The sequence below is a fragment of the Rothia sp. 18CD1-1 genome (genome assembly GCF_055285355.1).
The window spans coordinates 1-22,956 of the sequence record NZ_JBUZLI010000003.1; the positions used below are offsets into that span (position 1 = coordinate 1).

At 59.8% G+C, this 22,956-nt stretch carries 21 protein-coding genes and 1 tRNA gene; 11 read left to right on the forward strand and 11 right to left on the reverse strand.

What is annotated here, in order from left to right; translation table 11 throughout:
• The first annotated feature begins 38 nt into the window (after positions 1–38).
• Positions 39–689: a hypothetical protein gene (locus ACS1BR_RS02125; RefSeq protein ID WP_463559834.1), complete on the forward strand. Its 651-nt coding sequence runs from the start codon at positions 39–41 to the stop codon at positions 687–689.
• Between the two features lie 133 nt (positions 690–822).
• On the opposite strand, the gene ACS1BR_RS02130 is transcribed toward ACS1BR_RS02125, so the two are convergent.
• Positions 823–1,428, reverse strand: coding sequence for a MarR family winged helix-turn-helix transcriptional regulator (locus ACS1BR_RS02130; protein ID WP_463559835.1), 606 nt, complete (start codon positions 1,426–1,428; stop codon positions 823–825).
• Between the two features lie 177 nt (positions 1,429–1,605).
• Between ACS1BR_RS02130 and bcp the strand changes: the two genes are divergently transcribed.
• The 8 genes from bcp to ACS1BR_RS02170 all read left to right on the forward strand — a co-directional run bounded on the left by bcp (position 1,606) and on the right by ACS1BR_RS02170 (position 9,559).
• Positions 1,606–2,079 carry a thioredoxin-dependent thiol peroxidase gene (gene bcp, locus ACS1BR_RS02135; RefSeq protein WP_463559836.1) on the forward strand — a complete coding sequence of 158 codons (474 nt, stop codon included), beginning with the start codon at positions 1,606–1,608 and terminating at the stop codon, positions 2,077–2,079.
• An 84-nt stretch (positions 2,080–2,163) separates the two neighbouring features.
• A tRNA-Leu gene (locus ACS1BR_RS02140) sits at positions 2,164–2,246 on the forward strand.
• A gap of 83 nt (positions 2,247–2,329) precedes the next feature.
• Complete coding sequence (locus tag ACS1BR_RS02145; RefSeq protein WP_463559837.1) at positions 2,330–4,039, forward strand: ABC transporter substrate-binding protein; 1,710 nt, start codon at positions 2,330–2,332, stop codon at positions 4,037–4,039.
• 148 nt (positions 4,040–4,187) lie between these two features.
• On the forward strand, positions 4,188–5,666 hold the full coding sequence (locus tag ACS1BR_RS02150; protein WP_463559838.1) for a malate:quinone oxidoreductase: 1,479 nt from the start codon (positions 4,188–4,190) through the stop codon (positions 5,664–5,666).
• A gap of 157 nt (positions 5,667–5,823) precedes the next feature.
• On the forward strand, positions 5,824–6,921 hold the full coding sequence (locus ACS1BR_RS02155; protein ID WP_463559839.1) for a YihY/virulence factor BrkB family protein: 1,098 nt from the start codon (positions 5,824–5,826) through the stop codon (positions 6,919–6,921).
• Positions 6,918–7,733: an alpha/beta hydrolase gene (locus ACS1BR_RS02160; protein WP_463559840.1), complete on the forward strand. Its 816-nt coding sequence runs from the start codon at positions 6,918–6,920 to the stop codon at positions 7,731–7,733. Before ACS1BR_RS02155 ends, ACS1BR_RS02160 begins: the two co-directional genes overlap by 4 nt.
• Before the next feature lie 71 nt (positions 7,734–7,804).
• Complete coding sequence (locus tag ACS1BR_RS02165; RefSeq protein WP_463559841.1) at positions 7,805–8,902, forward strand: S-(hydroxymethyl)mycothiol dehydrogenase; 1,098 nt, start codon at positions 7,805–7,807, stop codon at positions 8,900–8,902.
• A gap of 9 nt (positions 8,903–8,911) precedes the next feature.
• A complete protein-coding gene (locus ACS1BR_RS02170; RefSeq protein ID WP_463559842.1) occupies positions 8,912–9,559 on the forward strand; it encodes an MBL fold metallo-hydrolase in 648 nt (215 codons plus the stop codon).
• A 39-nt stretch (positions 9,560–9,598) separates the two neighbouring features.
• On the opposite strand, the gene ACS1BR_RS02175 is transcribed toward ACS1BR_RS02170, so the two are convergent.
• Genes ACS1BR_RS02175 through ACS1BR_RS02185 form a run of 3 tightly spaced genes read right to left on the reverse strand, consistent with a single transcriptional unit; the run spans position 9,599 to position 15,274 of the window.
• Entirely contained in the window at positions 9,599–10,942 is a 1,344-nt protein-coding gene (locus ACS1BR_RS02175) for a hypothetical protein (RefSeq protein ID WP_463559843.1), read from the reverse strand.
• Positions 10,926–14,129 carry an AAA family ATPase gene (locus ACS1BR_RS02180; RefSeq protein WP_463559844.1) on the reverse strand — a complete coding sequence of 1,068 codons (3,204 nt, stop codon included), beginning with the start codon at positions 14,127–14,129 and terminating at the stop codon, positions 10,926–10,928. Before ACS1BR_RS02180 ends, ACS1BR_RS02175 begins: the two co-directional genes overlap by 17 nt.
• A complete protein-coding gene (locus tag ACS1BR_RS02185) occupies positions 14,126–15,274 on the reverse strand; it encodes an exonuclease SbcCD subunit D (protein WP_463559845.1) in 1,149 nt (382 codons plus the stop codon). The genes ACS1BR_RS02180 and ACS1BR_RS02185 overlap by 4 nt, the downstream gene beginning before the upstream one ends.
• Positions 15,275–15,312: 38 nt before the next feature.
• Here ACS1BR_RS02185 and ACS1BR_RS02190 point away from each other — a divergent pair, with 38 nt between their 5' ends.
• Positions 15,313–16,425 carry an ADP-ribosylglycohydrolase family protein gene (locus ACS1BR_RS02190; RefSeq protein ID WP_463559846.1) on the forward strand — a complete coding sequence of 371 codons (1,113 nt, stop codon included), beginning with the start codon at positions 15,313–15,315 and terminating at the stop codon, positions 16,423–16,425.
• On the opposite strand, the gene ACS1BR_RS02195 is transcribed toward ACS1BR_RS02190, so the two are convergent.
• From ACS1BR_RS02195 to clpS, 7 genes are all read right to left on the reverse strand, one after another.
• Entirely contained in the window at positions 16,422–17,300 is an 879-nt protein-coding gene (locus ACS1BR_RS02195; protein ID WP_463559847.1) for a phosphotransferase, read from the reverse strand. The two genes, ACS1BR_RS02190 and ACS1BR_RS02195, sit on opposite strands and share 4 nt — an antisense overlap.
• A gap of 52 nt (positions 17,301–17,352) precedes the next feature.
• Entirely contained in the window at positions 17,353–17,991 is a 639-nt protein-coding gene (locus tag ACS1BR_RS02200) for a non-canonical purine NTP pyrophosphatase (protein ID WP_463559848.1), read from the reverse strand.
• A complete protein-coding gene (rph, locus tag ACS1BR_RS02205; protein WP_463559849.1) occupies positions 17,981–18,736 on the reverse strand; it encodes a ribonuclease PH in 756 nt (251 codons plus the stop codon). Before rph ends, ACS1BR_RS02200 begins: the two co-directional genes overlap by 11 nt.
• Positions 18,737–18,808: 72 nt before the next feature.
• On the reverse strand, positions 18,809–19,669 hold the full coding sequence (locus ACS1BR_RS02210) for an MBL fold metallo-hydrolase (RefSeq protein WP_463559850.1): 861 nt from the start codon (positions 19,667–19,669) through the stop codon (positions 18,809–18,811).
• 17 nt (positions 19,670–19,686) lie between these two features.
• Complete coding sequence (murI, locus tag ACS1BR_RS02215; RefSeq protein ID WP_463559851.1) at positions 19,687–20,661, reverse strand: glutamate racemase; 975 nt, start codon at positions 20,659–20,661, stop codon at positions 19,687–19,689.
• A 16-nt stretch (positions 20,662–20,677) separates the two neighbouring features.
• A complete protein-coding gene (locus ACS1BR_RS02220; protein ID WP_463559852.1) occupies positions 20,678–21,244 on the reverse strand; it encodes a DUF2017 domain-containing protein in 567 nt (188 codons plus the stop codon).
• A complete protein-coding gene (gene clpS, locus ACS1BR_RS02225; protein WP_463560303.1) occupies positions 21,244–21,534 on the reverse strand; it encodes an ATP-dependent Clp protease adapter ClpS in 291 nt (96 codons plus the stop codon). The genes ACS1BR_RS02220 and clpS overlap by 1 nt, the downstream gene beginning before the upstream one ends.
• A gap of 119 nt (positions 21,535–21,653) precedes the next feature.
• On the opposite strand from clpS, the gene ACS1BR_RS02230 reads away from it, so the two are divergent.
• Positions 21,654–22,955 (forward strand): nicotinate phosphoribosyltransferase, encoded by a 1,302-nt coding sequence (locus tag ACS1BR_RS02230; protein WP_463559853.1) that lies wholly within the window; start codon positions 21,654–21,656, stop codon positions 22,953–22,955.
• The last annotated feature ends 1 nt before the right edge of the window (position 22,956 follow it).

Here is a 22,956-nt window from a genome sequence, read left to right on the forward strand (position 1 = left end):
TTGTGTTAGCTTGTTTATTATTATCGGGATGTTCCACTATGAATTCACGAAAAAAGTCTCTTGAAGAGTCTGATGTCTATATCCAGGCCCCGGTCCAGGAGGTGGTGGATGAGTGGATGACCGCTCGTAACGGCACGATCGAAGCCAGCGGCAGAGACGCCTACTACTACGGAGGAGTAGAGACCGTTGATCCGGTTGATACTACCAGTAGAGACATGCGCTATGACCTGCCGGGAGAGACCTGCAGCATAGAGGAAGGTAAAGAATCAGCCCGAGCAGACCTTGCAGCTTCGACTATTCCTGATTATGAGGCTGTAGTTGATATCGATACTGAGATTGAGAAGGTAGCTGATTTCTGGCGGTCCCAGGGCTGGTCTGAGATCTACGAGGGCGGGGCCGCGAAAAACGAACGATCCATCATCATCTATACCCCCCTAGGAACCCGCATCATCTATACGGTGAACACAGCCTATGACAATGTCATGAAGTCTATTCGTATGACATCCGGCTGTGTTCAGGAGTTTTCCCGAATCAATTCTAAATATCTCGGTGACTTCAACGAACGGTTCGACAAACTAACCAAGTCCACCAATCCGGAAGAATCGACACCCGCAGACCCGGCAGACGATCCTGCCGGTCAAGAACCCTCAAGCAGTGAGAGTCCTACCGGACACGAGGGCCGGGAGTAGAGAATCAAACACGAATGAACACGCCGGCCCCTCACAGCGCGAGGGGCCGGCGCAGAAGAAAAGTGAAAACTCATAGAAAGCTCATAGATATAAGCGCTAAATATAGGTCAACGGATAAGAACAAAAATATGCCCTATGCCTGTTCACGGGCGGCCTCTAACATGTCGGGTGTGATCACATCCATCACCGCTGTGGTCGGCCTGCTAGACGAAGCCTCACCGTTGTCGTCACCGGAAAAAGAACCATCATCGGCAGAATAACCAGAAACACCCATCACCGCCTGCCGCTCCTCACTCACACTGCGCAGCACCTCGGCATTGCCCTCCTGCTCCGACAGCTCACTCACAATACGGATAAGCATCTCACGGAATTCGGGGCTAGCAAGCTCGCCGGTAGCAGCCAGCTTGCGGTCAATCTCTTCCGCCTTAGCAAGAACCTTCTTACCCTCAGCCGTAATACCCAGCAAATAGCTACGGCGGTCAATAGTGTTACGAGTCCTAAACACGTGCCCGTGGGCTTCAAGCCGAGCAAGAGTCTTTCCCATGGTCTGAGCCTGCACACCCACAACAGAGGCAACACGAACCTGAGACACCGTACCCTCACGCGCAATAACACCGAGGGCGGTAACACCGGCATGGGTGAGACCCAGTTCTTTAAGCTGATTATTCCAGCTGTGCTCAAGCATTCGCGCTGCCGTTGACAACAAACGATTAATAGACCAATTACCGACTTCAGACATGAGACCAGTATAAGTGCTAACCCTTCAAAATAGTAAGCACCCAAAACCCCAATTTTTGGGGCAGGATGAGGAAAACACCACATCCTCACCCTGAGACGCCATCACCGCACCTCCCAGCCACCCCGGCCCAGCCGCTAGAATATATCGGTAACCAACCGCGACTCAAGGAAACCGCCCATGAACCAGCGACTCACCCCGGGCAGCAAAGCCCCCGATTTCACTCTCACCGACGCCAACGGGCAACAGGTATCACTCTCAGATTTCAGCGGCTCACGCACCATCCTCTACTTCTACCCCAAGGCATCAACCCCCGGATGCACCACCCAAGCCTGCGACTTCAGAGACAACCTAGCCTCACTACAGGGCCACGGCTACACCGTCCTCGGAGTCTCCCCCGACACCCCCGCGGCCCTCAAAAAATTTGCCACCCAGCAGAACCTCCCCTTTCCTCTGCTCTCCGACACAGATCACACCGTCGCCGAAACCTACGGCGCCTGGGGCGAAAAGAAAAACTACGGAAAAACATATGTGGGGCTCATCCGCTCCACCTTCGTCATCGGCCCCGCAGGACTCATCGAACTCGCCCAATACAACGTGCGCGCCAAAGGACACGTCTCCAAACTACGACGAGACCTAGGAATCGACTCCTAAAACCATCAACGTGTTGTGCCACCGCAGACCTATCGGGTATCATCGGTTAGGCTATATAGCGAACCTCGCTTATAGACCTACCGCGCGCGAGTGGTGAAATTGGCAGACACGCAGGATTTAGGTTCCTGTGCCTTTACGGCGTGAGGGTTCAAGTCCCTCCTTGCGCACAACGGCAAGAAAGCCCGGCTCAGGCTGGGCTTTCTTCATATCCGATAGCGAAAATCTTCGCTCTAAGGAGTTGTTTCACCCCGTGGCTAGCCCGAAAGTATCACGCCGCCAGGCACTCACCCTTGCCTCGCTACTTTCAGCAGGCATCGCCCTGTCCTCCTGCTCAACGGACACCGACACCGAACCCACCGACACAGAAAACACCGCCCTCCGCTTCGCCAACGCCGCCGCTGCCCCCTCGCTCGACGTCGCCCAAAGCGGAACCATTGAAACATCGCGGATCTCCGCCCAGCTACTAGAACCCCTCGTCCGCGCCAATATCGATACCGGCGAACCCGAGCCGGGCCTGGCAGTCGACTGGCAGATCAGCGAAGATCGCACAACATACACCTTCACCCTCCGTGAGCGAGTAACCTTCCACGACGGCAGCAGCTTCAACCCGGCAGCAGTAATCACCAACATCAATCGCTGGACGAAAGCCGCCGAAGACGACACCTCCAACGCGCACATCTCCTATCTTCAGCTCTTCAGCCCGCTCAACTCCCCCGACGGCACCACCCCCCTGGTCACCGGTTACACCGCAGAAGAAAACACAGTCACCTTCACGCTCTCACGCCCCTCAACCTCATTTCTCAAAGCACTCACCCAGCCCGCCTTCGGCATAGCAGCACCCGGAGCGCTCAATCAGCGGGGACACTTTACCCACCTACCGGTGGGCACCGGAGCCTTCACCGCAGACTCGTGGGACGGTTCAACAGCCACACTCACCCGCTACGACAACTACTGGGGTACACGACCGCAGCTGAAAACCATCATCTTCAACACCATCTCTAACGCCACACAGCGCTACCGGGCGATCCTTGAAAACACCGCGGACATCTACGACCTGGTGGGTACCGACCACTATGTCAACCTCGCCAAGTCCGGGATACTGATCCAGCCCCGCGACCCCTACTCGATCAGCTACGTCAGCATCAACATGCAAAACCCGCTTTTTAAAGATATCCGCATGAGACAGGCTGTAGCCTACGCCTTCAACCGGGCCGACATCGTGGGCAACTACTACCCGCGCGGAACCAACGTCGCCGACGACTTTCTCCCCTCCCTCTTCATGGTCAAAGATGAACAGGTCTCAAAGTTCTACGGCCACAACACCGCAAAATCAAAAGGGCTACTCGACGCCGCAGGGTATAAGAACCAAGAAATAGAGTTCTACTACCCCACCGATGTTTCGCTGGCCACCATGATGAAACCCGAAGCCATCTATGCTTCCCTGGCCTCAGACCTGGTCAAAGCCGGTTTCAACATTGTCCCCAAACCCGTCAAATGGAGTGAGGGCTACCTCGATCACATCACCGCCACCAGCGACACCAGAGGGCTGGCCCTCACCGGGTTCGTGGGATCCTACCGAGACCCCAACGCTTTCTACACACAGATTCTCGCGGCAACCTCTGAGATGGTCACCTCCTCATCGGACTCCACCGCCCCCGCCTCCGAAGAACCCGCCCGGGCAGAAGATACCCCCGCACCGTCCGCCTCAGCCACCGCCGAGGCAGAAGAACCCACGGTCACCTACGAACAAATTCTCACAGCAATCCGCGCGGCCGACCAACTGCTAGACACCGACGAAAGAAAATCCGCATACACCGACATCAACAAACTCATCGCCCAGCTCATGCCGGCAGTCCCCCTGGCCTACCCGGTCTCATCGGTTGCCCTGGGCCCGCGAATAAGCTACTACCCCCTCAGTGCCACAGGGGTCAGCAGCTTCTCCAACATCACCATCCGCTAACTCTCCCGAAATAAACCCGCCCCGCCCTCCACGTATTAGGCAAGAGGACTTCTCACGGGCTAAGGTAAAAATGAGTGCGCTTCACCACGCACCCGTTCACAGAAATAACTGTGTTCTTTGCTATCTAATTATTTTTTGGAGAAGTACCGTGGCTTATACGGAAACCACCGATGTAGTGCTCGTTGGTGGCGGCATCATGAGCGCTACTTTGGGCGTTTTGCTCAAAGAACTCGAACCCTCCTGGAAGATCACCCTGCTTGAACGCCTCGATAGGGTGGCACAGGAATCATCTAACCCCTGGAACAATGCGGGAACCGGTCACTCTGCCCTGTGCGAGCTCAACTACGCACCGGCAGCAGCCGACGGTACCGTTGCCACGGCAAAGGCGCTGGGCATTAACGAGCAGTTCCAACTCTCCCGCCAATTCTGGGCACGTCTGATTGAGGAAGGGAAACTGGCAAACGCTGACTTTATCAATCCAGTACCGCACATGTCTTTGGTGTTCGGTCGGGCCCACAGCGCCTACCTCGCCCAGCGCTACGAGGCGTTCAAGCGGGAGAAACTCTTCGAGCGTATGGAGTTCAGTACCGACCCGGACAAAATCGCCGAGTGGGCACCGCTCACCGTGGAGGGGCGTGACCCCGGGCAGCCCCTGGCCGCCAATTTCTCGCCCGAGGGTACAGACGTCGACTTCGGTGCCCTCACCGGGCAGCTGGTTGACTACCTCACCTCCCAGGGGGGCGAGGTACGCTATGGACAGCAGGTGACCGCGGTGGCCCAGGAAGCCGACGGATCCTGGACCGTCACCGTTAAAAACCGTCTCAACTCCGCCGAAAATAGCACCATTAGAACCGGGTTCCTCTTTCTCGGCGCCGGTGGCGGAACCCTGCCCCTCCTCCAAAAATCGGGTATCCCCGAAGGAAAGGGGTACGGCGGCTTCCCGGTCTCGGGTCTCTTTCTACGCAACACCAGTGGTGAGACCGCCTCACAGCACAACGCCAAGGTGTACGGGCAGGCATCGGTGGGCGCCCCACCCATGTCTGTCCCCCACCTGGATACCCGCTACGTCAACGGAAAACGCTCCCTCCTCTTTGGCCCCTACGCCGGTTTCAAAACCAACTTCCTCAAGCAGGGGTCCCTGCTTGATCTGCCGCTATCCTTACGGCTCAACAACATCTATCCCATGCTGCGGGCGGGTCTTGCCAACATGGACCTCACCAAATACCTCATCGGTGAACTGCTTAAAGACCGTGCAGCCCGCCTAGAATCCCTCCACCAGTACTACCCGGAGGCCCGCGACGATGAGTGGGAACTTATCACCGCTGGCCAGCGGGTGCAGGTGATGAAACGCGACGCGGACAAAGGCGGAGTCTTACAGTTCGGTACCGAGCTCATTGCGGCCGCAGACGGCTCTATCGCTGCCCTGCTCGGAGCCTCCCCGGGGGCCTCCACCGCTGTACCCATTATGCTCAACCTGGTGCAGCGCTGCTTCCCGGACCGGTTGAACAGGTGGGAGCCCCGTATCCGCGAGCTCATACCCGCCTTCGGGGTTAAACTCAACGACAACCCCGCGCTGGCCGACGAAATTATGGCCCACACCGCCAAGATGCTGGGGATCTACAATTAGGGACCCTTCCCCGCGTTATTACACCCGGAGACGGGGTGGCACCCACCGCATCGGCTCGGCAACGAGATGCCTCACACCACCCCGTCTCCTTCACCACCGTCGGCAAACCCATGGGGTAAGCTAACTTAGTATCGTTTCTGTTCCCCTGAGGTGTCCGATGTCTTTCGAAAAACAAACGGTCGAGCGCGCACAGCAGAGCCCTGCCCGCACGGCACAGCGTCCCCAAAAAATCTCCGACGTCCCCCCACCCAACTGGAGATACGCCCTCAAACGGGCCCTCAACGAGTTCACCGCGGACGGCTGCACCGATCTGGCCGCTGGCCTCACCTACTTCGCAATCCTCTCGGTTTTTCCCGCCCTGCTGGCCGTCGTTTCCCTGCTGGGTGTCTTTGGGCAGGATGAAGAAAGCACTCAGGCGATTATTTCCTTCATTGCCGATTTTGCCCCCGCCGACGTGCTCAATCTTCTGGAACAGCCTATCCGGCAGCTCACCTCATCGTCGGCAGCAGGGTTCGCCCTTGTCACCGGTATTATCGGCTCGCTCTGGACCGCGTCGGGATATGTGGGGGCGTTCGGCCGGGCTCTCAACCGGATCTACGGTGTGGTTGAGGGACGCCCCGTGTGGGTACTGCGCCCCATTAATCTGCTGGTTACCGCGCTCATGGTGCTGGTGGTGGTTCTCATGCTCCTGGTACTCCTCATGAGCAGCACGGTTCTCGATTTTATTAGCGGTGCGGTCCCCGACCTTGACCTGAGCGGCTTTGTCACCGTGTGGGCCTGGCTACGCTGGCCCATTATTCTGCTACTGGCCGTGGGCCTGATCGCCCTGCTCTATTACGGTACCCCCAATGTCAAACAGCCCAGGCTGCGCTGGCTCTCCCCCGGCGCTGCTTTCTCCCTGATCACCATGGGTGTCTCCGGTTACGCCTTCAGTTTCTACGTCTCAAATTTTGGTAGCTACAACGCCACCTACGGGGCTATCGGCGGCGTGATTGTGCTACTGCTCTTTCTGTGGATCATGAACAACGTGCTGCTTTTGGGCGCCCAGATCGATGCGGAGCTTGAGCGCTCCCGCGAACTTCAGGCCGGTATCCGTGCGGAGTCAGAGATTCAGCTACCACCGCGCTCCGACACTCAGGCGGTCAAGCTTCTGGAGAAAAAAGAGAAGCTGGTGCAGCAGGGGCGGGATATTCGTTTAGCGCACAACGGTCTCAACTACGAGCGCGCGGCCCAGGAGCTTGACCGGGGAAAATGATACTCAACTACTACCGTTTTGAGCCGGAGGTCCCCGCCAGCGAGCCCGCCGTGCTGGTTCACGGGTTTGCCGCCACCGGTATGCAGCTGTGGGGAGCCACCGGGTGGGTTAAACAGTTGACAGCGCGGGGGATCCCCACCCTGGTGGTGGATCTGCCCTACCACGGGCCGCGCTGGCTCAAAACCGGTGCGCCGCAGCAGCTGGTCGAGGGTCAACCGGACGGCCAGATACCCCTGGCTTCCCCTAACCTGATAGCCTCAACCGCCGCCGGGATCGCCCGGTTAGCCGATATACTGGCCCAGCAGGTTCACCTGGTCGGTTTCTCTGCCGGTGCCCGTATCGCCTACGAAACCGCCAGCAGCCACCCCGCAAAAGTTGTTTCACTCACGGTGGGAGGGCTCCCCGGCAACGACCATTTTGAGAGCCTCTCCACCTACCTGACCGCGCTCAACGCGGGTGCCCCTGTCCCCGACAGCACCCTCAGTAACCCCGATTTTGCCGGCATCATCGCCGACTCTCTTGTCACCCCGCAGGCGCTTGAAAAATTTGTGGACGCGGCAGGCCCTTTCACCTTTGACCCCGCTAGCTGTCAGCCGCTCTGTCCCGTGCAGATAGTCAGCGGAAGCAAAGACACCATCGCCGGTGACTCAGGCTGGCTCGCCCGGGAACTCGGTACGGCCGGAATCCCGCTGCACCGCCTCACTATCGAGGGCAGAAACCACATCAATATGATGACCAGCGGAATTTTTAAACGCGCAGCAATAGCCTGGATCCTCAAGCATTCCCGAACCGCTCCTCCTTCGATAGGCTAGAAATGGTCGACGACTATCCGCCCGGGACCCGGCACACACCAACACAACACCAGAAGACAAGAGGTTATCGAATGCAACAGGTCAAAGCCCTCATCGCCCCGGCAAAAGATCAGCCGGCGGTGGTCACCACCATCAATGTTCCCGATCCCGGCCCCGGCGAAGCCCTCGTGAGAGTACTCACCTGCGGTGTGTGCCAAACCGACCTGCACTATATTGAGGGCGAGGTGGGAGACAACTACCCCTACCTTCTCGGCCACGAGTCAGCCGCCGTTGTCGAGGCGGTAGGTAGCGATGTCACCGGGCTAGCCCCGGGTGACCTGGTTATCCTCAACTGGCGCGCCGTATGCGGCACCTGCCGGTCCTGTGCACGGGGCAAACCCCAGTACTGTTTTGCCACCCACAACGCCACCCAAAAAATGACCCTCGACGACGGCACCGAACTCGAACCCGCCCTGGGCATCGGGTCTTTTGCCGAGAAAACCCTGGTTGCCGCCGGCCAGTGCACGGTTATTCAGGCTGATCTAGCCCCGGAAGAATACGCGGCAGTGGGGTTACTCGGCTGCGGTGTCACCTCCGGGCTGGGAGCGGTCCTCAACACCGGTAAGCTGCAACGCGGCGAGTCCGTGGCCGTCATCGGTTGCGGCGGTGTAGGTGCGGCGGCTATCGCCGGAGCGGTGCTGGCCGGGGCCACCACTATTATTGCCGTGGACATTGACGACGCCAAACTTGACCGAGCCCGCACACTGGGGGCAACCCACACCCTCAACTCGACCGGGCAGGACCCCGTGGAAGCAATCCGTCAGCTCACCGGTGGCTTTGGTGCAGATCTGGTGGTTGACGCGGTGGGCACTCAGCAGACCTTCAAACAGGCATTCTACGCACGGGATTTGGCCGGGCGGCTAGTGCTGGTGGGGGTACCGGCGCCCACCAGCAGCTGGGATCTCCCTCTGGGCGAAGTTTTTAGCCGCGGCGGCTCTATCACATCATCCTGGTACGGGGACACCCTACCCTCCCGCGACTTTCCCATGCTTGTGGACCAGTTCAAACTGGGCAGGCTTCCTCTGGACCGGTGGGTGAGCGAGCGAATCTCGCTCGATCAGGTCAACGATGCCTTCGAAACCATGAAAACCGGGAACGTGTTACGCTCCGTTGTCGAGTTCTCACACTAGGAGGAAACCATGACCGAAACCGTGCACAAGGTGGTGACCTCGGGTACCTTTTCACTGGATGGGGGTAGCTGGGATGTCGAGAATAACGTGTGGCTGGTGGGCAACGACACCTCGGTGATCATTATTGATCCGGCCCACGACGTAGACAAAATTTCGCGGGCTGTCGCCGGACGCACAGTGGAGAAGATTCTACTCACCCACGCCCACAACGACCACATTGGTTCAGCACGGGACGCTGCGGCCCTCTTTGGTGCCCCCGTCTTTTTGAGCTCACTCGACCGACCCCTGTGGGAGATGGTCTACCCCACCTGGGATTTTGATCGGGATCTTCACGACACATCCGAGGTGACTATCGGCTCAACCGTGCTTCACGTGATCGAGACACCGGGGCACACGCCCGGCTCTGTCTGTTTCTATGCCCCGCAGCTGAGCTGGGAGAACTCGCAGGGTATTGTTTTCAGCGGTGACACCCTCTTTGCCGGCGGCCCCGGCGCAACCGGCCGTTCCTTCAGTGATTTTCCCACCATTATCAACTCGATCAGCCGCAGGCTGCTGACCCTACCCGAGTCAACGGCAGTCCTCCCTGGCCACGGTGAAACCACCGGGATCGGGGTAGAATCCCCCGACCTTGACAGCTGGATTCGCAGGGGCCACTAGATGCACCAGATGATAGAAACCAGCCCCACACCTGCGGGTCTACAGCGTGAGGTCTTCGGGTAACGGCCTGAGTTTCTCCTCGTAGTGCAGCCGCCAGCGGTACCCGTAAATATGGGAAAAAACCAGGAAGGCAGCCGCCGCGATCAGCGGGATCAGCAGGGCGCTCTGGCTACCGAACCGGTTACCAACCACTCCACCCCACACGTAGCCTAGAGCCAAACCGGCTATATAGGTTGCCTGAGCACTCGACTGGGCCAGGTCAATGTTACCGTGCGCCGCCGTCGACGTCACGATAGTACCCATAGAGAGCAAGCTTCCACCCAAAACCGCACCAAAAATGGTGAAAACCACCAGCAGCATGGTTGAGGTTGAGGGGATCGACAGGGACAGCGCGCTCACAGTCAGCAGCGAGGCCAGGGTCATCCACCCCTGCCAGGTGGATACCCGCGCCCGAAAAACCGTCATCATCAGGCAGGTGAGCGCACCGGCCCCGCCCATAGCCGCCAAATAAAACCCCACGGTGAACACCGACTCCTGGCTGACAGAACGCAGAACCAGCATGGTCTGCGAAGACCCCAGACAAACACCCAAACACGAAATACCCAGCATAGGTATCCACCCCAGGTGCACACTGCTGTGGGAAGATGAACTGTAGCCGGTCAGTTCATGAAGGGCAGAACTCCTCATACGGATCGACCCCGGCCGACACAAAATAAACATGATCCCCACAACATCAATGATGATCACCGCGTACAGGGGCGAATTAATGTCCCCCATGATGGCTATAGCCCCCACCAGTGTTGCCGCCAGGGGCAGCGCAATGAGGTCGAGCACAGACTCAAAAGTTGTAGCCGAATTCAGCATCCGGCGATCCTTGCTCTCGGTGTAGCGAATACTCCAATAGGAGCGCATCATAGAGCCCAGCGGAACCGTGGTAATACCGGCTACCACCGATGCACACAAAACCAGCCAGATAGACCCACCAGACCGATTTTTCTCAAAGCTGAGGGTCTGCACCAGCAGAAAAGAAACCGCCGGAATATTCAGCGCCGCGGCACCGACCAACAGGGGCCTCTGCCCAAAGATCAGTGCCAACCGACGATAGGTTCGGTGGCTCATGGCCGAAGCAAGCGCGATAAGCCCCGCAGCATAGGTTCCCAGGGTCACCTCACCGGTACGGGTCGTCATAATCATGAGAACCGCCAGAGCCAGCATCCACGACGGCAGGCGCATCACCAGGGAAAAAACAAAAAAATCCTTCCCCGTCAGCGAGATCAAGTGCCGTAGACGGTTGCCCGCATACCGGGTAGCGTAGTGGCGACGACGCAGCCACGGCACCGATGGCTGGCTGCCGGTGCCCGTATAGTCAGCGGTTCTCTGCAATCTGTGATCCTTGTGGTGATGTGGTGATGTACACGTGGTGGGGAATCCTGTTTTTCATCTCGCTCACATGGGAGATGAGGCCTATCACCCTACCGCGTTGACGCAGTCCGTCCAGGGTTCCCATGACTTCTTCCAGGGTGGAGTCATCGAGTGAGCCAAACCCCTCGTCAACAAACAGGGTATCAATTTCTATACCGCCGTTGCGCTGCTGCACCACATCGGCCAGCCCCAGGGCCAGAGCCAGCGACGCCATAAAGGTCTCGCCGCCGGAGAGAGTTGTCGGAAGCCGCCTGCGCGCATGCCAGGTGTCAAAGACCTCGATTCCCAGCCCCGACTTTCCCCTGCCCAGTTTTTCATCGGTGTATTCGAGCCGGTAGCGGCCGTGGGTCATCTGCTCAAGATGCAGGGTGGCTGAGCGGGTAACTTCTTCGAGCTGGGCGGCAAGCACGTAGGTGGTGAGTGTCATGGCCAGGCGGTTGTCTGCACCGATGCCGTTCGCTGTTTCGGCCAGGCTATTGCGCATACGGTACTCGTCGATCAGCCTGTCTACCCTCCCGCTTTCGTTCCGGTAGCTCTCCGCAATATCGGCTAGTTCACGGGCGGCTGACCGGTGTCGAGTTTCGGCGGCGAGCAGCACATCCCGCTGCTTTTCGTGTTCCGTGAGACTGTGTTCAAGCTGCCGGATCTCACCGGCAGAGGGTGCGGTGTGTCCCTCTGCTTGCAGTACGGCGACCCGACGCATGGGCTCACTCGCAAGACGAGCCCTCAGGCCGCTAAGACTGTCCCGATAGGTAGAAATATCCTCCTCAAGCTGCTCTATAGCTTCCGGTGCAAGTGCCGCCTGCACCACCGCTTCCACCTGGTCAAAGGGTGATTGTGCGAGCGCACGGTCGAGTTCTTTGCGCGCCCGCGCTTCTGACTCCCCGGCACTATCCAGCCGCTGAAGACCGGCTATCACCTCTTCGAGGTTCTTAAGATGAATTTTTATCTGCTGCTCGCGCTCGGCAAAAGACGGCGTGTCTTCTGCGGTTTCGCTGCTCTCCTCGCCCATGCGCTGGACCAGCTGCCGGTGGTGTTCCTCGTGCTGCTCGTAGGCTGCCGCAAGGCTAGCGCGGTCGATCTCAAGAACCCGCATACGCCGGGTGAGCTCTTCCTGCTGCCGGTCAAGGTTACCCAGTTTCTGCTCACATTCCTTGAGGGTGCCCGCTGCCTCCTCTGCCCGGTTAAGCTGTATGCGTACCCGGGCCAGTTCCTCCTGCGCCCGCTGCCGGTCAGGTACCTCCGATTCTTCGGCCGCGTTCACCTGCGCGCTCAATCCGGCAACCTCTGCCCTGCTTTCCCGCGCTCGTTCCTCTGCCTCACCGCGACTCTCCAGAGCCCGGGTGACCTGCTGTTCTTCTACCAGTTGCAGGCCGTCAGGCTGAGCCGGCTGGGGGTGCTCGATCGAGCCGCACACCGGACACGGTGAGTCGGGGGTAAGCCGATCCGCCAGTATCTGTGCCGCCTGACTGTAGCGTAGCGCCTGCAGCTTCTCCGCCGTGTGGGTGATCTCTTGCCGGGCTTGTTCATCTTCCCTGGCCTTCCGCCCGGCGGCTACCAGCTGCTCCCGTATATTTTCAAGCCGGATAGCTTCTCGCAGTGTTTTTTCAGCGGCGCTGACCTGCCGGCCCAAATCCTGCACTAAGGCCGCCCGACCGCCCAGTTCTTCGCGCTCCCGGTGTAGGCGGGTTCTGTCCCCCTCACGCTGGGCGTGAAGCGTGGAGAGCGCATCGGCTTCCTCGTCCAGTGTAGAAAGTTTCTGCTCCAGCTGGCGGCATTTTTCTTCCTCCGCTACCCGCTCCGCGTCAAGGGCGGCCAGGGTGTGAAAGCGCTGCTGTGCCTCGGTCCCCGCAGCGATCGAGTCGCGTAGCGCCTTCAAGCTGTCCAGATCAAGCACCGTCTCTATAGCCCAGCTACCGGGCTTTCCCACAACGGCAGGCTGCACTGCCCGAGAGGACGCAAATTCCGCTGCCGCCCGCTGCCGTGTCTCCAGCTGCTGGAAGGCGGCCTGTTTCTCCTCGGCCGCTCCCCGCACACCGCGGTAACCGGGTAGCACAAGTTCGGCTGCCCGTGCCGCCCTCAGCCGCTCTATATCTGCCCGGTGGGTAGGCTTCAGCCCTAGAAGTTTTTCTTCCTGTTCCCTCAGCCTGCCATACTCGCCCCAGAGTTCTACAAGCTGCTGTTGTGCGGCTATCTTCTGCCGCAGCCACTGCACCCGCGCCTCCAAACCATCGCGGCAGACAACGATGGCCTCTACCGCACCAGCAAGACGGTCCACGGAATCGGTGAGAAAACGCTCAAACGACAGCGTCTCGGAGGATTCGGCTGTACCCTCGCTGTCCTCCCCCGGTCGGGCTTTTTCCGTGCCCGCGGCGGCATCATCCAGCTGGGCAAGTCGCCGCTTGAGCACACAGAGGTCCTCCCCACCCAGGAGCGGGGTGAGATCCTCAACCAGCTCATACAGCGACGAGGTCTCACTGCGTTGTAGGGCCGCGGCGGCATCTTCTCTGTGGCGTTCCAGCCGCTCCTGCGCTTCCTGCGCCCGATCCCGGGCTTCCCGAGCCCGCTCAGCGAGTACCAGCTGTACACGCTCAAAATCGGCGGTGGGAAAAAGTTTCTTGAGAAGCTCTTCGCGGTCCTTAGATCTTGCCGTCAAAAACCGGGCGAACTCGCCCTGGGGCAGCAGCATCACCTGGGTAAACTGCTTGCGGTTAAGCCCGATCAGGTCGGTTAGATAGGCCGCAGCTTCATCGTTACGGGTCGCCTTGGTCTCGCACTCTGAAGTATCTGCCGACCGCAGACTCTGCACCAGGACCGTCGCCGGCTCCACGACAGTTCCCCCACCGCGTTTTTTGGGGCGCTCCCAGGCGGGGGTACGTTCAATATGCAGCCGGGTTGTACCCACCGTACAGTCGAGCTCCACACGCGGCTGCCTATGATCCGGTGCAAAATGGCTTTTCAAATCCGGCCGCTCCAGGGAGGTGGTTCCGTAGAGAGCAAAACAGATAGCATCGAGAAGAGATGATTTTCCCGCCCCCGTGGGGCCATTGAGTAAGAAAATCCCCGCCCTGTTCAACCCGTCAAAATCGAGATCTATATTTCCGGGAAAAGGCCCGTATGCTTGCAGTCTGAGACGGTGAATTCTCATGCTTTTCCCCCGCTTACCCTCAGACTGTCCACCGTATTCGCCAGGTAATCTTTTTCTCTCTGTCCCAGCTGGGCACCGCGCACATGCTCAAAAAAGTCACCGCACACCTCGACAAGGCTCTTGGCTTCGGCAGCCCGGCTCACGGAGCGGGTATCGGAGACAGGTGCCGCGTTCTCCGGCTCAAAATAGAGCTCGGCAACGGTCGAAAACCGCTCCCTGAGCTTCTCCAAAGCACCCAGGGGACGCTCCCTATCGGTGATGTAGATTCTGCACAGCGAATCCCGGTAGGCGCGGTAGTCAGGGTCCGCCAGCAGGTCGGCAAGTTTTCCCCGCAGGGTCACCAGGGGCAAACGGGTCCGCCACCGGTGTTCGCTCACCGTCACCTCACCGGAATCAGCGATATCAAGAATCCAGCCGCCCTTCACATGGTTCTCCTCGGAAAAAGAATAGGCCAGTAGAGAGCCGGAATAGCGCACGGTCTCGCTCACTTTCTGCCGCCCGTGCAGGTGCCCCAGCGCCGCATAGCTAAATCCCTCAAAGATATCTACCGGCACGGCTCCCACCCCGCCCACGCTGATATCGCGCTCCGATGCGCTGGAGCTACCGCCGCTTGCAAAACAGTGCGCCATCACAATAGAGGCTGTTACCTGCCTGCGGGAAAGATCCTCACGGGCCAGCTCAGTGGCGTGCTTGAGCACCGCCGTGTGCGAGGGGTCCGTGCCCAGCTGCTGCGCCACCGCGCGCGGCTCAAGATAGGGTATCGGGTACACCGCAACCCGCTGCGTTCCCCGTGCCAGAACAACGGGTTCGTGTAAACGCTGAGAAGAGCCCACCGCGTAAACCCCGGTATGGGCCAACAGCGTGGAGGCAAAGCTCAGCCGAGTCGCTGAATCGTGGTTACCGCTGGTAAAAATAACCGTGCACCCCAGCTCACCCAGCTGCTCCAACACGCCGGAAAATAAACCCACGGTTTCGGTGCGCGGCTGCGCCTGGTCATACACGTCCCCGCTGATCAGCAGCGCATCAATGTTCTGCTCCTGAACCGTCTTCACCACTTCGCGCAAAATTGTGTCGGTTATCCGGTGCAGGGAGAGACCGTGAAAAGACCGGCCCAGATGCCAGTCTGAGGTGTGCAAAATACGCATACCTTTAATGTATCGTCTTGCCGCCTAGAATAATACACATGACATCTAGCACCGGCCCCTGCCCCTCGCCCCACGACCCCCGCTATGCTGACTCGGTTCGTGCCGCCCTCTTGGGCACCGCCCTGGGGGACACCGTCGGGTACCCTCTAGAGATGCTCACCCTTGAGCAGATCGAGACCACCTACCGCCGCAGCGGAGAGGGGCTTGCGGCAGCGGTTCTGGAAGAAAACCGCGGGGTCTCCGACGATACCCAGCTCACCCTCTACACCTTTGACGGCCTGTGTGAGGCCCTTGAATGGAGTAATCGTGGGACCCCCGCCGATGAAACAGCCTGTATTTGGCTGGCCCTTCTACGCTGGTACCGGGCGATCGGTGAAACTCCGAGCATGTCAGCTCCCCCAACGCTCCCGCGCACTATCGACACCTACAAACAGCTTCAGCAGAGACGGGGACCGGGGAAAGCGACCCTGGCCGCTCTGGGGAGCGGCCAGATGCAGACGCTGAACCACACCATCACCCCTCAGGCCCTGGGCACCGGGGCGCTCGTGCGCTCGGGGGTACTGGGGTTTTTGCCCCTGGGTGACCGCGAGAGCCTTATCTTACTGGCCACCCGAGTGGCGGCTCTCACCCACGGTCACCCGCAAGCAATCATCTCCGCCTGCGCCTACACCCTACTCGTGCGATACACCCTGGCCTACCGCGGCAGTACCGGGCCCTGCCAGCAGGCGGTCGCCGACACTATCCGCTGGCTGAGCAGCCTCCCGCGGGGCCCCGTGCAGGACGGTGGACAGACTCTGGCGGCACTGGAGATCGCCGCCGACAACGGGGATAACCGGTTGGACCCGCAGCGGGCAGACAGTCTTTTTGGCAACTGCTGGCTCGCACCGGCAGTCCTGGGCCGGGGCGTCCACGCCGCCCTCTGCGCCGAATCCGGTCACACCGGTCTCCTGTCCGCCCTCGGCCATGCTGCCGTAAGCGCCGGAGACTCAGACAGCATAGCCGCGGTTACCGGCACCCTGCTGGGGGCCGGCGGGGGGACCGATATTTTTCCCGCCTCCGCCCTCCAAAAAATTGAGGTTCTCCCCGTCGTCGATATGCTTCTTGCCCAGTGGCAGAGTCAGCTGGACCCCGGCCAGACCCGGCGTATCTAGCGGGATGAAAAATCGTCACGATGATCCAGTATCCAGCTATCGGCACGCTCAACTGCCAGACGCACGATAGCGCCGCTTTTGCCCTGCCTGATCGAGTAGGCCACAGCTTCCAGCGGCAACAGGCGGGAAAGAATCTTTGCCCGTTTCTCCTCGTCCGCAGAGATTGCCTTCCGTAGAGACTGCCAGCCATACCAGTTACCCAAAGAGGCGTAGTCATAGGCGGGGTCGGCAAGGGTAGCGTGGTCCCAGTCGATCACACCGACCAGGCGTTCCCCGCTCCAGAGAATATTGTGTCCGGCAAGGTCATTGTGAATAAAAACAGGCTGAACCGGCTCCAGGTCGAGCACCGCATCAATTGCTTCTCGGGCAAATTTTTGGTTACTCCGCAGCAGGCGGGGCACCACCTGTTCCCGCAGCATCTGAGCCCAGTCCAGCCCACCCCAGTGCTGGTGGGGGGTATCGAGGTAGGGCTCCATACCCGAATAGTCCACCGTGTGCAGGGCCCGCAGCATCTGAGCCAGTTGCCGGGGTGGAACCGCACCGGGCTTCCGCGGCTCTCCCCGAATCCAGGTGACTCCCACAGCTGTATAGCCGTTGCGGGTAATAGTTCGGGTTATCGGCCTCGGTACCGCGAAGGGAAGATCGTGGGGCAGCCGGCGCAGAGTCTCGGTTCGCCGTGCCACCAGGGCCCCCACCTCGGGGGTTTTAGCAACCCGGATACTGAGTTCATTCCCCATATTGATAACAATGTGGGCGGAGCCGCCGGTTCTAATATCCCAGCGGTCCTGGGCGACATTGAGGCCCGCCTGGGTCATCACAGTCTGCACCACCGGCAAATATTTCGCCTGTTCAAGATGTGCTGTATTCAGTGGCATGTTGATCCTTACTACCCAAGCAGCTGTCCGGCAGAGCTCGCCGCACTATCGGTTATACGTCCTCCGCCAGCGCGGCTACCAGGTGCGGAATCAGCGCCCTGAGCGCCCGGGACCGATGGCTTATAGAGTTCTTCACCTCGGCCGGGATTTCAGCGCACGACTGGCCGGCGTACGTCCCGGTCAGCTCCGCCGGTACCAGCACGGGGTCGTAGCCAAACCCTCCCCTCCCACGCGGTTCGCGCAGCAGCCTGCCGGTGAGTTCCCCGTGTTCTACAGCCTCTTGACCGTCGGGGGTCACCAGGGCTGCGGCACAGCGGAATGCGGCCCCGCGGTGGGGGTCATCGATATCTGCCAGCTGCGAAAGAAGCAGGGTGAGATTGGCGGTATCGTCGCCGTGTTGGCCCGCCCATCGGGCAGAGAAGATACCCGGGCAGCCACCCAGGATATCAACGGCTAGCCCCGAATCATCAGCGATAGCAATAAGACCCGTTTCCTCCGATGCATACCGCGCCTTTTTGAGGGAGTTGTCGGCAAAGCTCACGCCGTCTTCGGCCACATCGGATAACCCCAGGCTCGCCGCGTCCACCACCTCGGTATCAACGTCAAGGCCGGCAATACGGCCGCGTAAAATGTCCCGTAGTTCGGCAAGTTTCCCGCGGTTATGCGAGGCCAGCACCACCCTAGCTGTCATCGGTTTCCCCCAGGGCCTCTCGCTGAATTTCTGCCAGTTGGCCGGTTCCGATCAGGGCAAGGTCGAGTAGGGTGTTGAGTTCCTCCCGGTTGAAAGGTGCGCCCTCGGCGGTCCCCTGCACCTCAACAAAGCTGCCCTGACCGGTGACCACAACGTTCATGTCGGTTTCAGCACGCACGTCTTCGCTGTAGGGGAGATCGAGCATGGGGACCCCGTCGATTATGCCTACCGAAACCGCAGAGACCGATCCTGTCAGAGGTCTAGCTTTCCTGGGTAAAACACCCTGCGCTTTAGCCCATGCGATAGCCTGGGAGAGGGCGATATAGGCTCCGGTGATCGCGGCGGTCCGTGTACCCCCGTCGGCCTGGAGCACGTCGCAGTCAAGCACAATCGTGTTTTCTCCCAGCTCCTTGGTGTCGACGACAGCGCGCAGCGACCGTCCAATCAGCCGGGAAATCTCGTGGGTTCGGCCACCGATTTTACCCTTCACCGATTCGCGGGATGACCGTGTACCCGTGGCCCGCGGTAGCATGGCATACTCTGCGGTGACCCAGCCGGTCCCCTGGCCCTTGAGCCAGCGCGGCACACCCTCGGTAAAGGAAGCCGTGCAGAGTACCCGGGTGTTGCCGAACTCGATCAGGGCTGACCCTTCGGCATTCTGTGACCAGCCACCGGTGACGGTGATGGGGCGCAGTTCATCGACCGCCCGGCCGTCTGCTCTACCGGTATTATGGGTCTGGTTCATGGTTTTTCTCTTTTCTTTATGCCCTCTTGCCGTGTTCGGCTGGATAAGCTCAGCGCGTCCACGGCCGCGGTATTACAGGTGTTTTCCTATCACTTTCAGTGTGGTGGTTTTGGGTGCTGCCGGGCTATCTCTCTTTTCCGGCCGCGGATGGACCAGGTAGGTGGCCCCGGTTTCTGCCAGGCCGATTCCTCCCGAGAAAACCGATGCCGCCTCCGCTTTAATCTGTTCGGGGTCGTTCCACACCGGCAGGTGGGTGAGCATGAGGTTGCGGGCGGAGGCATCCCGTGCCGCTTCGCCCGCACGTTTTCCCGTGAGGTGTATTCCGCGCAGGTGGTCGTCGCGTTTCTCCTGGTAGGCTGCCTCGCACAGAAAAAGATCCGCGTTTCGTGCCGCTTCCACTAGTCCGGGGCAGGAGTCGGTGTCACCCGAGTAGGTGAGTACCGTGTACCCGTCGGTGGCCGTGCATTCTATCCGTAAGGCGTAGGGATCTTTGACAGGGTGCACCACTTCAAAGGGTTCCACGGTGAAGGGTCCTATACGCAGTTTTTTGCCCGTCTGCCAGACATGAAAATCAAACTCGGTGTGCATCCCGGTTTCTTCGGTAAGCCCGTGGGTATTGAGCAGATAGCGGTGAATATCGGACGGCCCGTAGAGCGGTATCGGCCCCGATTCCCAGCCTCGCGGATCCCACTTGACCGCAACGTGCACCCCCGAAAGGTCTATGCAGTGGTCGGGGTGCAGGTGGCTGACCAGGATAGCGTCAATGTCTTTGAGGCTAACGTGCTGCTGCAGGTTTCCCAGGGCACCGTTACCCATATCCACCAGTATTCGCCAGTCCCGGCCGGCGGTATCTGTAGCTGACACCATGTAGCAGGATGCCGGTGAGGTGGGGCTGGGGAAAGAACCCGAGCATCCGATAACGGTCAGGCGCATAGTAATATTTCCTCCGGCTATCTCGCTGGTATATTCTGCTGCTGGGGACCGAGGCCGTTCTCGACCACCGCCCGGATCGGTTCCTGTCCGCCCAGCGCCGACAGCGGCCCGGTGGGAAACCCCTCAACCACCGATGAGGTCCGCCTCACCCCAGTCACCACCGGTCCCAGAAAACGGCGGGCAAGTTCTTCAAATCCTTCGGTGTCTCCGGTGGCTAGAAATTCGTGGCGGGTGGGTGATCCCCCGGTGCGTTCCATGCTGTACTCGACCAGGGCCCGGTAAACGTCCTGGGCTGACTCTTCCGACGAAGACACCAGGGTTACCGACTCCCCCATGATGTAGGAGATCACCCCGGTGAGCAGCGGGTAGTGGGTACATCCCAGCACCAGGGTATCGACACCGGCGCTTTTGAGCGGTTGCAGATAGGTGCGGGCGGTGGCAAGTAGCTCGGGCCCCGTTGTCACTCCCCGCTCCACGAACTCTACAAACCTCGGGCAGGCCACCGAGTAGATCTCTTGGCCGGAGACCGCAAAAGTGTCTTCGTAGGAGCGTGAGTTAACGGTGGCCTCGGTGGCAATCACCCCGATCTTTCCGTTGCGGGTGGCCGCAACAGCACGCCGGGCAGCCGGTTGAATCACCTCAACCACGGGGATTCCGTATGTGTTGGTATACCTTTCACGGGCGTCGCGGAGCACCGCCGCGCTGGCGGTATTGCAGGCGATCACCAGCATTTTTACCCCCGAGTCCACCAGCTCGTCCATAATGCTGAGGGCGTAGGCGCGCACCTGCGCAATAGTTTTGGGCCCGTAGGGGCCGTGGGCGGTATCCCCCACATAGATAATATTTTCGTGCGGGAGCTGGTCCATGATCGCCCGGGCTACGGTGAGCCCACCCACACCGGAGTCAAAGACGCCGATGGGGGCATCTGCTGTAGGGGTGGAACTGATTTCACTCCCCCAGGGGGTTTGCAGGGTTGCTGTCTGCTTGACCATGTTTCTGTCTTCCCGCCTAGTTTCGGTCTTCAAGGTCTGAGAGCATAGCCTCCATCAGCGTATCCTGTATCCAGGTCACAAAGTTATAGGCCAGCGACATATAGTCTTCCACCGTCTCCACCTTCGCCGCATCCCGTATCCGCGCAATGTCCTCCGCCATCTTGTCGTCGCGTATACCCAGCCGGGTCCCCAGGGTGAGCCGCACGTCGTTGAGGGCAGAGGCCCAGACGGTAGCGTGCTCGTCGGATAGCTCAACCCGGTGGGAGCGCAGGTCCAGTGCCGCCAGGTTGAGATAACCAATTTTTTGCCGGCGCAGGCTCAGCTCGGTGTAGCGGCGGAATTCCTCAGCTGCCTCGGGGTCGCCGCTTGCCACCGGCAGGATACGTGCCAGCGCCGGGTCCTGGGGTACCTGCGAGTTTTCTGCTATCCCCACCAGGTCAGCCAGTGGATCCGTCGGTGTCTGCCCGCCTTCCGGTTCGAGGGCGGTGGCCACGTCTTCAAAGAGCCTGGTGAGCAGGCTGACTTCCTCTGCGGTAAAGACGGCGGTGTAACCGTTTGGTGTCGATGTGAATCCCCGTGCCACTAGTTCCCCACCCTCTCAAAGGTTGCCCAGAGACCCCAGCCGTGCATGGCACCGGTGTGGGCCTCGGCTTTTTCGCGCGAACCGGTAAAGACCACCGTCTTACCCTCGCGGTGTACAGCGAGCATGAGCTGCTGTGCCTTCTGTTGACTAAACCCAAAATGTCTTCTGAACACGTAGGTAACATAGCTCATGAGGTTCACCGGGTCATTCCACACGATCACCTGCCAGGGGGTATCGCCGGCGGCAAGATCGCCGGTTTCCTCGCGCAGATCCAGCGCCTCGTCAGGCATGACGGACATGTAGACTCCTTAGCCAAATGAAACCTTATTTAGGCCAATGACACTAACTTTACATTGATTCGCCGAGAAACACTCTGCAACTTCTCTCTCAGCTGGGTAGAGTTAGTGTTGTGTCTACATCAACAGCACTTTTAACCGACCACTACGAGCTGACTATACTTCAGGCCGCCCTCACCTCTGGTACCGCCCACCGGCGCAGTATTTTTGAGGTTTTCACCCGCAGGCTACCGGCCGGGCGCCGCTACGGGGTTCTTGCCGGGACCGGTCGTTTTCTTGAGGGCCTCACTGATTTTCGCTTTGAACAGCGGGAACTTGATTTTCTGGCAGACACCCGGGTGGTGAACGATGAAACCCTTAACTATCTGAGTGGTTTTCGGTTCAGCGGCAATATTTCTGGCTACGCTGAGGGGGAGATTTTCTTCCCTCACTCCCCGGTTCTCCAGGTTGAATCGACCTTTGCCGAGGCATGTATTTTAGAGACCTACCTGCTGTCGATACTGAACTATGATTCGGCGGTGGCCTCGGCTGCCTCGCGCATGACCCTTGCCGCGGGTAAGAGGCCCTGTCTCGAGATGGGTAGCCGTCGCGCGCACGAGCAGGCGGCTGTTGCTGCCGCCCGCGCAGCCATCATAGCCGGTTTTACCGGAACCTCTAACCTTGAGGCGGGCCGCCGCTACGGCCTACACACCATTGGCACCTCGGCTCACGCTTTTACGCTTCTGCACGACAGTGAAGAAGACGCTTTTCGGGCCCAGCTCGCTTCGCTCGGCACCGGCACGACCTTACTCGTTGACACCTACGATATCGAACAGGCGGTCCGACTGGCGGCGCGGCTGGCCGGGCCCAAGTTGGGTGGTGTGCGGCTTGACTCGGGAGATTTGGTCACCCAGGCAAGCTGGGTGCGGGAGCTTTTGGATTCATTGGGAAACACCGCAACCAAAATTACCGTGACCTCCGATCTCGACGAATACGCCATTGCCTCGCTGGCAGCAGCACCGGTTGACTCCTACGGGGTGGGCACCCGGCTGGTCACCGGCTCCGGCGCACCCACCTCATCTATGGTCTATAAGGTGGTTGCTCGCGAAAATAGTAGCGGTCAAATGCAGCCGGTTGCCAAGGCATCCTCGGGCAAGGTTTCACACGGCGGCCGTAAGTATGCGCTGCGCCGTTTTAACGCCTCGTCAGTGGCAACAGCCGAGCTGATCGGTGTCAATAAAGAGCCCGCCGCCACCGCCGGAGACCGCCACCTCACCGTTGATTTTGTCAAGGACGGCCAGATACTTGACGGCTTCACCGGCTCTGAGGGGGTGCGGCGTGCCGCCTCCCGGCACGCGCGGTCGCTGCGCGAACTTCCTCGCGCAGCCTCCCGACTTTCCGCAGGGGATCCGGTGATCCCCACCGAATTCGTCTAGT